The 12674-nt window shown below is 45.9% G+C and carries 10 protein-coding genes; 3 read left to right on the forward strand and 7 right to left on the reverse strand.

Annotated features, from left to right (window positions below; translation table 11 throughout):
• Positions 1-8: 8 nt before the first annotated feature.
• The 3 genes from porU to ACMVP2_RS07260 all read right to left on the reverse strand — a co-directional run bounded on the left by porU (position 9) and on the right by ACMVP2_RS07260 (position 4809).
• Entirely contained in the window at positions 9-3398 is a 3390-nt protein-coding gene (gene porU, locus ACMVP2_RS07250) for a type IX secretion system sortase PorU (protein WP_416867218.1), read from the reverse strand.
• A gap of 74 nt (positions 3399-3472) precedes the next feature.
• Positions 3473-4165, reverse strand: a complete 693-nt coding sequence (gene pssA, locus ACMVP2_RS07255; protein ID WP_416867219.1) for a CDP-diacylglycerol--serine O-phosphatidyltransferase — start codon at positions 4163-4165, stop codon at positions 3473-3475.
• Positions 4162-4809, reverse strand: a complete 648-nt coding sequence (locus ACMVP2_RS07260; RefSeq protein WP_416867220.1) for an MBL fold metallo-hydrolase — start codon at positions 4807-4809, stop codon at positions 4162-4164. Before ACMVP2_RS07260 ends, pssA begins: the two co-directional genes overlap by 4 nt.
• A 56-nt stretch (positions 4810-4865) precedes the next feature.
• Between ACMVP2_RS07260 and ACMVP2_RS07265 the strand changes: the two genes are divergently transcribed.
• From ACMVP2_RS07265 to ACMVP2_RS07275, 3 genes are read left to right on the forward strand one after another with little or no spacing between them, the layout of a single operon-like run.
• Entirely contained in the window at positions 4866-5936 is a 1071-nt protein-coding gene (locus ACMVP2_RS07265; RefSeq protein ID WP_416867221.1) for an NAD(P)/FAD-dependent oxidoreductase, read from the forward strand.
• Positions 5933-9187 (forward strand): translocation protein TolB, encoded by a 3255-nt coding sequence (locus tag ACMVP2_RS07270; RefSeq protein WP_339790241.1) that lies wholly within the window; start codon positions 5933-5935, stop codon positions 9185-9187. The genes ACMVP2_RS07265 and ACMVP2_RS07270 overlap by 4 nt, the downstream gene beginning before the upstream one ends.
• Positions 9188-9232: 45 nt before the next feature.
• Positions 9233-10111, forward strand: a complete 879-nt coding sequence (locus ACMVP2_RS07275; RefSeq protein WP_416867222.1) for a YicC/YloC family endoribonuclease — start codon at positions 9233-9235, stop codon at positions 10109-10111.
• Positions 10112-10126: 15 nt separating this feature from the next.
• Here ACMVP2_RS07275 and ACMVP2_RS07280 read toward each other — a convergent pair whose 3' ends face one another.
• The 4 genes from ACMVP2_RS07280 to gcvH form a co-directional block, all read right to left on the reverse strand.
• The gene (locus ACMVP2_RS07280) at positions 10127-10969 is read right to left on the reverse strand and encodes an energy transducer TonB (RefSeq protein ID WP_416867223.1); all 843 of its coding nucleotides are present in this window, start codon (positions 10967-10969) and stop codon (positions 10127-10129) included.
• A gap of 160 nt (positions 10970-11129) precedes the next feature.
• Entirely contained in the window at positions 11130-11804 is a 675-nt protein-coding gene (locus ACMVP2_RS07285) for an energy transducer TonB (RefSeq protein WP_317488287.1), read from the reverse strand.
• Between the two features lie 64 nt (positions 11805-11868).
• The gene (locus ACMVP2_RS07290; protein WP_416867224.1) at positions 11869-12258 is read right to left on the reverse strand and encodes a VanZ family protein; all 390 of its coding nucleotides are present in this window, start codon (positions 12256-12258) and stop codon (positions 11869-11871) included.
• Position 12259: 1 nt separating this feature from the next.
• Entirely contained in the window at positions 12260-12640 is a 381-nt protein-coding gene (gene gcvH, locus ACMVP2_RS07295) for a glycine cleavage system protein GcvH (RefSeq protein ID WP_339790253.1), read from the reverse strand.
• Between the last annotated feature and the right edge of the window lie 34 nt (positions 12641-12674).

Here is a 12674-nt window from a genome sequence, read left to right on the forward strand (position 1 = left end):
TATAAAAATCAATTGGTGAGTATTAGTTTGCCAAAAGCAATATTTTGATTTAAATCTTCCTCGTCAACCACAATCAGTCGGTAAATATAAATACCATTTTCGATTCTTCGGCCATTATAGTTCCTGTTCCACTCCGGGCTTTCGACAAAACCCCCTGAATTGTTGGCCTGCCACTCCATTTTGTCGACTACCGCACCACGTTGATCCACCAACTCCATGCTTATGCTCAACAAATGATCGCCCCGGTCATGTTCCAGCCTAAAGGTAATGGATTCTGTGGCCGGATTAGGAAAACTCAGAACGTTCTTTATCCTCACTTTAGTGTCCTCCGAAACTACAAAATCTATGATATTTTCAGCAACATTGGAAAAAGTATCAAAAGCTCTCACCTTGAGGCGATGCTTTCCTTTGGTTAGTGTTCCAAGAGGATAGAGGACTGTTCCACTGGTGAAATCATCCAGATTTGAAACATAATAGTCGTTCAGGATAACTGGCTCCTGTTCGTCTATTTGATAAGTGATGTTCTGCCCTATGGCCTTCCCTGAAATATTAATTCCGCTCTCATCTGCCAATTTTACCATCAGCAACGGATTAGCATTTACCCTGTCGCCGGACCGAAACGAATCGTCATTGATAAAAGCCTGTATTACCGGACTTTTAGTGTCGGCAAAAGCTGGGGGCTTCGACCCTCCAAGGTAAAAGTCAATTGTAGCACCGTTCGCATCCAAAAGGCCGCTTTCGGGTTGGGCATACATAGTAATTTTTCCCCTTGTCTGCTGGTATGAAATATTTTTAGGTACAACAAATTCGTATGAAAACTCCCCCTGCGTGACTGACACCTTTCCTCTGTACACTACATTGTTCCATAGCTCATAATTCGTCGGCTGGCTTTCGTCGCCCAGGGTGGCAAACGTGGTCGGCTTGTCGTACATATTGACCGTCAGCTTCCCATTAAAATCGGTTACCTTCTGATCAAATCCATCCTCCACAATTCCTTTTACCACTACTTTGTTCATTGCCGACACAGTATCGGGCACGCCATCTATTGGCACACCGTTCAGTTCGGTTATTTTTAGGTTATAGGCCGGATAGTTGAGCCTCATAGACGGGTCACCCAAGAGCGCAAAGTTGCGATTGACCGGCCCCCGGAGACTGTTATTCTTGGTCTCCCTGATAACGTCGCCCAGGCGTGGATACTCTCCATTTATTTTTGAGAATATGGAAAGGTAAAAAGCCTGGTTCAGCACATAGTTGGTGTGAGCATACACTGGCCGGGTGGTAGTAAGCAAAGCAATCGCTCCTCCCTGCGGATTGAGTAGCAACTCCTCAGCCCCGCTGGCAACTGTTGGGTCGTCGTACCTGCCAAACTCACAGGTGGCGGTCACGAACAAAGCTAATCTTGAGCCGTTCTTCCATTTGACCAGCGAATCGTAGACAACTATTCTCTCATCTGTCAGCACCGTTGCATTGCCATGGCCACTGTAGTTGATGATAAAAGCCCCGTTGTCCACGGCCTGTCTGATAGCCTCGTAAGTCTCCGGGGAGCGGGGTTTGCTTTCTATCAATACCTGCTTAAAGGCATCCAGGTAAATCTTTTTTATGTTGAACTGAACATAGGCAGTGTCCACATAGTCCGCCAACCTGTCTGCATCCCGAAGATGGATATTGAAGTCGCCATCGTCTGCCACAAAGTAGAGGTCATTCCGCCAGCTGCCTACCCCGGCGGGATCGGTGCTGTAGCCAATAATTTTATCAACCACCTCCGCAGCCTGCTTCGCCGTCCACACTGGCAGCCTCCCCACGCCTATATCGGCTATATGGTCTCCGCTGGTTTGCTCAACCCATTCACCCTCATGGTCGTCCAGAAATGCAAAGTAGTCGTCAGAAGAAAAGCTCAGAATCTGATCCAGCGATTCCCTGGATTCGTACACAGGCACAAAGTTGTGATTTTCGGTTCTTGCTTTGTAATCAAAAGAAGCGTCTCCAAAAAGCAATAGATACTTCAGCTTTCCCGGCACCGCATCATACAAGTACTTCATATAGTCCCTGATGGCTGAAATATCCTGCATACCCGATGAAAACTCATTGTAGACTTGCTGGACAGTAACAACCCTCACATCCAAACCATCATTCGACCGCCGGAAGTTGGCCAGCCGGTTCGCCTCCGACAAAAAGTTCTTGTGTGCGACAATTACCAGATCCGGAACCTGCCCGTTTTTCAGCTCCTGATTCAATAGTTTTTTGGCAGAGGCAGGTGATTTCAGCGAGGCCGGATCAACTGCTATGAACTCAAGCGGTTTAGTTTGATCAACTGTAAAGCTGGCCACGCCATTCTCCTTGCTGAACTGCTGATTGATTGGCTGCGTAGGATCGGTCACATCCCAAATTCTGTCCACCGCCGCAGCATTGCCAAGGTTGTAAGAAGCAGTGCTCTGAGAGTCTTTATTTCTGAATACCAGCCCACCCTGACGGTAATTGAGCTTCTTTTTCCCCTGCAAAAAGAAGTAGTCGAGGTATCCCAGCGACGTCTTACCAAAAAAACGATTGTAAGTATATTCAACTGAGGTATTCTCCGCCAAACCAATAGCAGAAACAGGCAGCCGGATTGTATCAACCCTCTGAACCCCCAATGGGTCATAGTCGCCTTCTCCCCTGGCGCCAACAGCCTGATTGAAAATGGCATTTCCGTTTACCCTGATATCGAAAGAGCTGGCTCCAAAACTTTGCGTGACAACTGAGGAAATCATCGTTACCTCAGTGCCTGGCAGGTAAGCGCCCTTTCCTCCCTCAAAGGTTAAGGTGGCGTTGCCCGATGAGCTAAAAATTTCACCCTGCCAATGCCTGCCCGACTTCCCAAGTTTATTGATGTCAACCTCATGCGCAAACAGGTCGTCGTAGGCATCAACTTTCACTCCAGGAGATTCGAGCGACTCCCGGGTGAGCATTCGTTTTCCTACAGCGCCATCAATCCTGAGAAAGTAGTAGGTGGTGTCTGAATATAGATTTCTTTCATATTGAAAACAGGCACATCCAGTTTCAAAAGAATATTCGTGGGGAGAGTTGCCATAAAACAGCAGGTAGTCAGAGGCATCGAAACGCCCGTCCCCCTCGCCTATCACCTGAATACCGTTTTCGATCAAATCGAAAGGTCGGGGAGTAGCATTCCTTTGGGGCAACATACCCCCGCCTCCATTGCCGTACATCGCAAGTTTCCTCGGGTCAATCGCCGACACATCAACACCTGCCTTTTGAAGGAAGTCACGGTCGAACTTATAGACCCCTTTCTCCGTCACACCAATTTTTAGCCACTGCCCCTCGCTGAGCACACTTTGCCCAAAGCCTACATGGCAGGCAAGGATAGTAATCAGTGAGGCAATAAGGATGATCGGTTTTTTCATTGGGCGTTTAGGCCATGGAGAAACGCTGGCTCAGCGAAATTATTCTCCAAAAATAAAAGCATTCAGCTAAGAAATTAGCCTGCAGGCGACTTAGTTTGAAATAAATGGCTCAGGATGGATGTTAGAACATACAGCAAAATGGCCAGCGGAAGTAGCGTATAGCCACCAATAACAATCACCAGCATGGCCATTAGAATGACAAGGTATTTCGGTTGATTGCCAGCCCAGCCAAAGCTTTTGAACTTGAGTGCTATCATCTCAAAAGGTGATACCAGCAACCAGGAAAAAAGCAGTGTCAGCCCAACGAGCACATATGTATTAACAACGATTGGGAAGGCACTAGCCGTCCAAACCAGGCAAGTGAAAAAAAGCGCATTTGCCGGCGTGGGCACACCAATGAACTTGTCCGACTGCCGGGTGTCAATGTTAAATTGAGCCAGCCTAAAGGCCGAAAAAACGGCAATTAAGAATGCGATGTAGGGGAGAAACTCGTTGGTCTGACTTGTTTTAAGCAGTTGGTAAACAGTGACGGCGGGCAATACACCAAAACTTACCATATCCGCCAGAGAATCCAGCTCCTTGCCAATGGCACTCGACACTTTTAGTGCTCTTGCAGCAAAGCCGTCGAAAAAATCAAATACCGCAGCCAGCACCACGGCAACGGGTGCCATTTCCACTTTACCTGACAGCACCATCACAATGCCTATACAGCCGCAAACCAGGTTGCCGGCGGTGAGAATATTAGGTACCTGGGCTTTTATCTTCATCTTTTCAAGCCACAAAAAGGGTTATAAACTTTCTCATATCCGATAGTGGTCGTTTCGCCGTGGCCGGGAAAAACCTCCACATCGTCACTCAAGGTAAATAACTTTTCATGAATGCTTTTGATGAGCGTATTATGGTCGCCTCCGGGAAGATCGGTTCTTCCTATGCTCTGACGAAAAAGTACATCCCCTCCCATGAGCTGCTTGGTATCGGCGTGGTAAAATGCCACATGGCCAGGTGCATGGCCAGGCACAAAAAGAACATCCAGGCTAGTCGAGCCAAATTCCACAACATCGCCTTCATCAATATAGTGGTCGATCTCACTTTCCTCGTAGCCAGCAAACCCATAATTGGAGGCATATGCCTTTACGGCCCTGAGCACAGGCTCGTCCTTTTTGTGGGCATACAGCTCAATGCCAAAATTTCTTTTACAATAAGCATTACCCAACACGTGGTCAATATGGCAATGGGTATTGAGTAGCTTAACTGGTCTTAGTCCATTAGAAGCAATAAAATCGGTCAGCTCGAGTTTTTCGGATGTGTCGAAGCAGCCCGGATCGATGATTACACATTCCTTTGTCTCGTCGTGTAACACATAAGTGTTTTCCTGAAACGGGTTGAAGGCAAAGGCTTTTATTTTGAGCATGCGAGGTTTGCTTTAGGTGGCAAATTTGTAGGTTTGAGGCTCAAAATACAAAATTGATGGAAGTTGATTTTCTTATTATTGGCCAGGGGCTGGCGGGCACTACGCTGGCATTTGAACTGCTGGGCAAAGGTAAGAAAGTAATGGTGATGGCAGACTCAAAGCAGCCATGTGCTTCCAAAGTTGCAGCGGGACTTTACAATCCCATAACAGGCAACAGGCTGGTAAAAACCTGGAAGGCAGATTCACTTTTTGACATTGTTGAGTCCTACTATCAAAGCCTGGAGTCCATGCTCGACGTAAAGTTTGTTCACCCAATCGGCATCTACCGGCCTTTTACCTCCATCGATGAGCAAAATGACTGGATGGCCAAGTCAGCCGATCCACAGTTCTCAGCCTACGTTGTCAAAGTGACCAGCCAACCTCACGACTCTCAGCTGTTTCACGATCCATACGGCGGGGTTCATCTCAGGAAGGCTGGATTTATCGATACCACAATATTTTTGGAAGCTTCAAAAAAATACCTGCAAGCTAAAGGGTGTTTCACAGAAGAAATGTTTCATGAAGACAACCTTTCTATCACAAACACAGGTATAAGTTATAAAGACCTGAAGGCGGGCAATTTGGTTTTGGCGCAGGGAGTTGGGGCGCAACGTGGAAATTTGTTCTCATGGTTGCCACTACATGAGCTAAAGGGGGAAATTCTCGAAGTCAGCACCTCCCTTGGCAGCAACACCATTTTTAACCGGGGTTGTTTCATGCTACCAGCAGGTAATGAACGTTGGAGAGTGGGGTCGACTTACAATTGGCGGCAACCGGATTATTTGCCAACTGAACAAGGAAAAAAGGAGATATTGGAAAAGTTGAACCACTTATACAAAGGGAATGTTGAGTTAACCAACCACATGGTAGGGATAAGGCCCTCTACCAAAGACAGGCGTCCTTTTTTAGGGAAACATCCTGCTCATGAAAACATTCATATTTTCAATGGGTTAGGAACAAAAGGCGTATCTTTAAGTCCCTTTTTTGCCAGGGAAATGGCAGACTACCTTGTCGGCCAAAAACCATTGAGCAGGGAAGTCAGTATTGAAAGATATTTTTCTTTATATTTTGAGAGAAATGTAGGATGATGAACAGGCAACTGGAGCGCTATTGGAAAATTGGCTTATTAATTGGCTTTATTCTTTTTTGTTCTGATCTCTCAGCCCAGAATATTTCGGGTGGATTCGGGAAAAACAGGGTTCAGTACAAAAATTTCGAGTGGTTTTTTTACAGCGCCGAAAATTTTGATATTTATTTCTACCAGGGTGGTGAAGACTACGCCAAAGCAGCTGCGGAGTTTCTCGAAGTTGAGTTCGACAAGCTTACCGACATTCTGGGCTATGCGCCTTATGCCAAAACAAAAATTTTCCTTTACAACTCAGTAGCCGACCTTCAGCAAAGCAATATTGGCGTCAATGACGAGACCTTTGCAGTCGGCGGCAAAACCAATTTCATCAAGCTACAGGTGGAGGTCGCTTACCCCGGCACCATGCTGGGCTTTAAAGAAGAGCTGCTGCATCAAATTTCCCGCATGCTCATCAAAGACATGATGTTTGGCGGGAGCCTTACCGACATGTTCCAAAACACCTATCTGCTCAGCTTGCCCGAGTGGTTTATCGAAGGTGCCGCCATGTATGTGACCAATGGCTGGTCCATCGAAATGGACGACTTCATGCGTGACTTCCAGCAGAAAAACGGACGATTCAAAAAGCTGAACAAGTACTCTTACGACCAGGCGGGCCTCATTGGGCAGTCGATTTGGAACTACATAGTAGTAAAATACGGCCGAAGCAATATCTCCAACATCCTGAACCTCACCAGAATCATTCGGAATGAGGAAAACAGTATTGCCAGCACATTAGGCGTGCCTTTCAAAACCTTTCTCTCCGACTGGCAGAATTATTACCTGAATGCTAACACCACCATTGAGGGTGAGTACCGGTCGCCCGAGGAAGACAGTTTTATCACTCACCGCAAAAAAGACAAAGACTTTACCACCGTTTCAATCAGCCCCGACGGCAAGCACCTGTCTTATGTGATTAATGACAATGGCAAGTATCGGGTTTTTGTCAAAAATTTGGAGACTGGAAAATCCACAAGAGTAATGACCGGTGGCTACAGAATGATCAATCAGGATGTGGACCTGAAAGTGCCGATGCTCAACTGGGTGGACAATGTGACGCTGGGAATTGTGGATGTCAAGTTTGGCCTTTATGAGTACGTGCAGTACGATATCCTCGGCAAGTCATTGATCAGAAGACCGCTGGAGAGGTTCTCGCAGGTTCACAATATTGCCTTCAACAGCAACGGCAAGCTGGCTGTCATCAGCGGCGACATTAACGGACAAAACGACCTCTACCTGGTGTCGCTCACCAGAAACGCCCTAAGGCGCCTTACCAACGACGTGTGGGACGACATAACGCCGAGCTTTCTGCCTGGCACGGATGCCATTGTGTTCAGCAGCAACCGACCAACAGATTCTCTGAAGTCGGCATCTAAAACTTTAAAAGACCTTCCAAGCCACTACAACCTGTTCCTGTACGACCTTGACACTACCAAAAATGTGGTGGTGAGGCTGACAAACAACATTAGCAGCAACTACCTTCCCAAGCCGCTTGATACTTACAACATCCTGTACCTAAGTGATCAAAAAGGGATAGTTAACCTTTACAGATACAACAGGGAGGACAGTATTTATAGCCAGGTGTCAAATTTCAACACAAGCATTAAGTCGTACGACGTTGATCCAGCAAGCAAAACTTTGACGGCCATCATGCTGAATGATGGTGTAGACAAAATTTATAAGGCTGAAGGCTTCGACTACCGAACCCCAACCTTTACCAGGCAAACACTGCGGCAAGATGTTCAGCAGGCTCGCTTTTTAACGCAACGACTGGGCGAACGAAGGGCAGCTCAGCAACAAATAGTGGATAGCGTCAAGACTGAAAAAGCAGAACAAATCCAAAAAGAGGCTGAGAAAAAAAGCGTTTTGAATGACCCAGCCCTGGCCGGAAGGTCAGACCTCATAGATACTGAAAATTACCAATTCGACAACGATGTGATTAAGCAAAGGAGTGAGTCGAGCTCCTTCCTTTCCAACTTCAGGGGAGTCGAACGAAAAAGTAAGATTCTGGGGCCAGTTCCATACGAGCCACGTTTCAGCGCCAACAACGTGACAACTTCGTTTGTCATTGATCCATTGAGAAAGTTTGGCATGCTGCTCGAAACCCGCATGAATGACATGACCGAGGATCATCATTTCTATGGCGGTGCACTGGCCATTGCCAACCTGAGGCAAGGCGACATTTTTGGCGAGTACCAGTTCCTGAAATACAGAGTCGACTTTAAGATGCGCTATGACAGAAAAGTCATTCGCAGAGAATCCAATGGAAATAATCAGCTGGAAGCCGCCAACCAAAAATATGTACTTAACACATACACGGTTGGTGCAAGTCTGCCGCTGAGTGTATATACACGGATAGCGTTTCAACCCTTCTTTTCTACCACAAGATTTCTGGAGCTGGACTACCGGACGCTCAGCACCTCTCCACCTAGCTTCCCCACCGACATAAGCACATCCTATGCCGGCTTCAAGTCGGAAATAGTGTTTGATAACACGATTTCGCATGGCACAAATATCATTGAGGGGACAAGAGCAAAAGTTGCATTTAACCTCTCGCAAAACCTGGGCTCTACGGCGCAAAGTTTCAACAACATTGAGGTAGATGTAAGGCACTACCAGAAGATTTACCGGGAGCTGATCTTTGCTACCCGTTTCATGTATGGAAGATTTTTTGGCAACGATGCCAAAACATACGTTTTGGGCGGTATGGACAACTGGCTGTTCAACAGAACCGATACCACCGGTCAGCGTGACCCTATACTACCCATGTACGGAGTAGACAATAGCGATATTCTCTTTTTGCGCTACGTCACTAACTTGAGAGGTTTTAATTACAACAAGCTAAATGGGAACAATGTATTGCTGTTCAACGCAGAGCTTAGATTCCCCGTCGTCCGTTTTTTTCACCGGGGACCGATTTCATCTAACTTTCTCAGAAACCTCCAATTTACTTCTTTCTACGACCTTGGCTCGGCCTGGACTGGCGCTTCTCCTTTTAACGAAAACAATAACGTAAACACCATTACGTACAAGGTTCCCGGATCTCCGTTCCAGGCTGTAATCCGCAATTCGAAATCGGCATGGCTGGCCAGCTACGGATTTGGTGTGAGAACCTACCTGCTGGGATACTACATTAAACTTGACATGGCTTACCCTATTGAAGACTACGAGGTTCAGAAAAAGAGATTTTACCTGACACTCGGATTCGACTTTTAAGAAGTTAAAAGCTTATCATTTTAGATAATTGTCATAAATTTCGGGATGATAAAATCCATGACCGGGTACGGAAGTGCCTCCTTTGAAAACAGTGAGTGTAAGCTATCCATCGAAGTAAAAACCCTTAATTCTAAATTTCTGGATTTATCGCTGAAGCTTCCAAAGGCCATTCAGGAGTACGAGATGGAGGTGAAGACCTTGATTTCAGAAATCCTCATCAGAGGGAAAGTCAACATCAACTTTGAGTACGAAGAGAATAAAAAGGAAGAGGTTCGGTACACGGTCAACAGCGTTTTCTTCGAACAATACTTCCAGCAGTTAAAGAGCATTTCAGCAAATCTGGCTGTTTCTGATGAGTCACTTTTCAGACAAACTATGCAGATGCCCGAGGTGCTGCAGCAAAAGGAAGACACAGAAGATGCGAGAATTTCACTGGAAGAAGTTCTTCAAACGATGAGAAAGGCGCTTGAGGCTTGCGATAAATTCAGAGACAAGGAGGGTGAGGTACTTTATGGCAACTTCGAATCCTACATCGGCATCATCCGTCACAACCTTGCCGAAGTAGCTAAAAGAGACCCTGAACGAATCAAGGGGATCAAGGAAAGAATTGAAAAGAACCTCACTGATGTGGTGGGCAAGGAAAAGGTGGATCAAAATCGTTTCGAGCAGGAATTGATCTACTACATAGAAAAGCTCGATATAGCCGAGGAAAAAGTCAGGCTGGAGAGTCACCTCAACTTTTTTATTGAAGCACTCGGTAGTCCCGATTCGAACGGCAAAAAGCTGGCTTTCATTTCACAGGAGATCGGCAGAGAGATAAATACTATCGGTTCCAAAGCCAACGATGCCATCGTGCAACGGCTTGTAATAGAAATGAAGGAAGAGCTGGAGAAAATCAAAGAACAACTCCTTAACATTCTCTAGCTCCTTTTAGGTTTACTATTCCTCTCCAAGGCTAAAAAAGATGGGTATAGTCATCCTTACCTTCACCGGCAAGCCTCGCTGCTTTCCAGGATTCCATGATGGCGCTCCTGACAATACCCTAACAGCCTCTTCATCGCAACCGCCGCCAATCCCCTTAGCCACCTCAATATTGCTGATCGAGCCGTCCTTTTCCACAATAAATTGGAGATAAACTCTCCCTGAAATGTTCATTTTCCTGGCATTTTGGGGATAAACCAGATTTTCCCCCAAATACTTATAAAACGCCTGCATGCCACCCTTTGGCTCAGGCTTGTTTTCCACAATGACAAATATTTCTTCAGCCTCCTCTTCGGGCAGCTCGTCCATCACTGTAGGCAGAGGGTCACTAATCCGCATATCCTGGGTGATCTCCACATCCAGGTCGAGATCAATATCCTCAAGCTCAATTTCATCGCTGATCTCTGTGATAACTACCGGCTGGTTTTGTAGCGGGGGAGGTGGAGGAGGTTGGTCAGTTGGTGGAATTTCTATCAAATCCTCAAATTCATCTCCCGTAAGACCTGTCAACTCAATTTGATCGCCTGAGTCGTAGAATTTCCATTCAAATGCTACTATAACAAGCAATAGCGAAATAGCGAGCCCCAGCACAAAGAAAAGATTGCTCAAATCGTGGTCTCTTAATGCTTTACTCCTTTTGTGGTCCAATAGCTCACCGATCAGATTTGCCTGCCTCTGCTTCCTGACAAGGGCATCTGCCTTTGGTGACTTGAGGAAATAGTTTTCGGGGGTATCTACCGTGCCTCGAATGTTGCTGCTTGAATCACGGCTTTCTGCGGGTATGGGTTGTGAAATTTTCATGGCTTTGGGTATTAAATTGATTGGCCATCCGCCAAACTTCAATACCAAAGTCCTCCATTTTCAGCTAAATAGATATGATCTATAAGAGCCCCGTCCTCTGATTTTAGTCATAAAAAAAGCCCCAATATTGGGGCTTTTCTTCTATAGCTTATGTCCTCAATTATCCAAGCTTGAAGGTAATAGGAAGAATCATTCTTACTTTCACGGGGCGTCCACGCTGCTTACCAGGTTTCCACTTAGCCGCTTCCTGAATCACCCTTACGGCTTCTTCATCGCAACCAGCTCCAATACCTTTTATCGCCTGAACTTCAGTGATTGATCCATCTTTGTCAACAACAAACTGAACAAACACTTTACCCTCAACACCCATTCTTCTTGCCTGGTTGGGGTATTTCATGTTCTTTCCAACGTAGGCGTAGAATGCTGCCATACCGCCGTTAGGCTCTGGCTGGTCTTCCACAATCGTGAATATTTCGTCAGCAACCTCTTCTTCAGGTGCTTCTTCGAACACCACGTCTTCTATCACTGTGTTTTCAGTGATTTCAACGTCAAGGTTTACCTCAATTTCCTCTTCGATTTCCTCCTCGTCAGGCACCTCAATAATCTCAGGCTGCTGAATCACCGGTGGTGGTGGTGGTGGCTGCTCGGTTGGAGGTATCTCCATTAAGTCTTCAAAGTTATCATCCACCTGACCAAGGTCAACCAAGTTACCATCGTCATAAAACTTCCACTCGAAAGCGGTAATGACAAGAAGTAAACTCACAGCCAGGCCTATGTTGAAAAACAGTCCGGTCTTTCTCTCAAGATCTGCTTTCTCGCTCTTTTTGGCCTCCATTGAAAATCAATTTAGTAGTTAGTTAATCTATTCGTAGTAATTTCAAATGTAGCGATTAAGAAATTTAATTCAAATTAGATTTCTTTCGCCGCACAAAATTTACTGCCAACAAAGCAGTCGCCGAGCCCAAAACATCCGCAAGCAAGTCAAGCCATTCTGAACTCCTGTATGGGATGAAGCTTTGAGCAATCTCAATCAGTATTCCTAAAACTAAGGAATTAGTTGCAACAATCCAAAATCTTACTGGCTTTTCATTTATCAACAATGTCTCCGGCACAACAAGTTCCGGGAAATAAAGCAGGGCCCAAACAAAGAACAGACCAAAATGGCCAATCTTATCAACCCCTGGGTATTTAAGAAACTCAAACCACCCACTGCCGCCGCCCTGGCTTAAGGTCAGGTAGAGGATCAAAGCCACCCATATATACTTAAGGCTTTGAAAAAGTCTTAACACCTTACTGCCCGATAAGCTCCTTATAAGCAGCCGCTGACAAAAGCTCTTCTTTCTCCGAAATATTCGACACTTTTACTTTGATCATCCAGCCCTCGCCATACGGATCGCTGTTTACAAGCTCTGGCTGCGCTTCCAATGCCGCATTTACTTCGGTCACTTCTCCACTCAATGGCATAAACAGGTCAGAAACAGTTTTTACAGCCTCAACGGTGCCAAATACTTCAGAAATGGCTACCTCTTCTCCTTCTTTTTCTATTTCGACGTACACGATATCACCAAGTTCGCTTTGAGCAAAATCAGTGACGCCAACAGTGGCTATATCTCCGTCAACTTTAACCCACTCGTGGTCTTTGGTGTAAAGTAAATTCTCGGGAATGTTCATGGATATCTCTTTTATTTTAAAGTGAGCAAAAGTA

The sequence above is a fragment of the Imperialibacter sp. genome (genome assembly GCF_048007035.1).
Classification (GTDB): Bacteria; Bacteroidota; Bacteroidia; order Cytophagales; family Cyclobacteriaceae; genus Imperialibacter.

Coding starts and splice junctions, on each gene's coding strand:
- gcvH (WP_339790253.1), bottom strand. CDS start 12,640: ATGAACATTCCCGAGAATTTACTTTACACCAAAGACCACGAGTGGGTT.
- ACMVP2_RS07280 (WP_416867223.1), bottom strand. CDS start 10,969: ATGAAAATTTCACAACCCATACCCGCAGAAAGCCGTGATTCAAGCAGC.
- ACMVP2_RS07275 (WP_416867222.1), top strand. CDS start 9,233: ATGATAAAATCCATGACCGGGTACGGAAGTGCCTCCTTTGAAAACAGT.
- ACMVP2_RS07270 (WP_339790241.1), top strand. CDS start 5,933: ATGATGAACAGGCAACTGGAGCGCTATTGGAAAATTGGCTTATTAATT.
- pssA (WP_416867219.1), bottom strand. CDS start 4,165: ATGAAGATAAAAGCCCAGGTACCTAATATTCTCACCGCCGGCAACCTG.
- ACMVP2_RS07285 (WP_317488287.1), bottom strand. CDS start 11,804: ATGGAGGCCAAAAAGAGCGAGAAAGCAGATCTTGAGAGAAAGACCGGA.
- ACMVP2_RS07265 (WP_416867221.1), top strand. CDS start 4,866: ATGGAAGTTGATTTTCTTATTATTGGCCAGGGGCTGGCGGGCACTACG.
- porU (WP_416867218.1), bottom strand. CDS start 3,398: ATGAAAAAACCGATCATCCTTATTGCCTCACTGATTACTATCCTTGCC.
- ACMVP2_RS07260 (WP_416867220.1), bottom strand. CDS start 4,809: ATGCTCAAAATAAAAGCCTTTGCCTTCAACCCGTTTCAGGAAAACACT.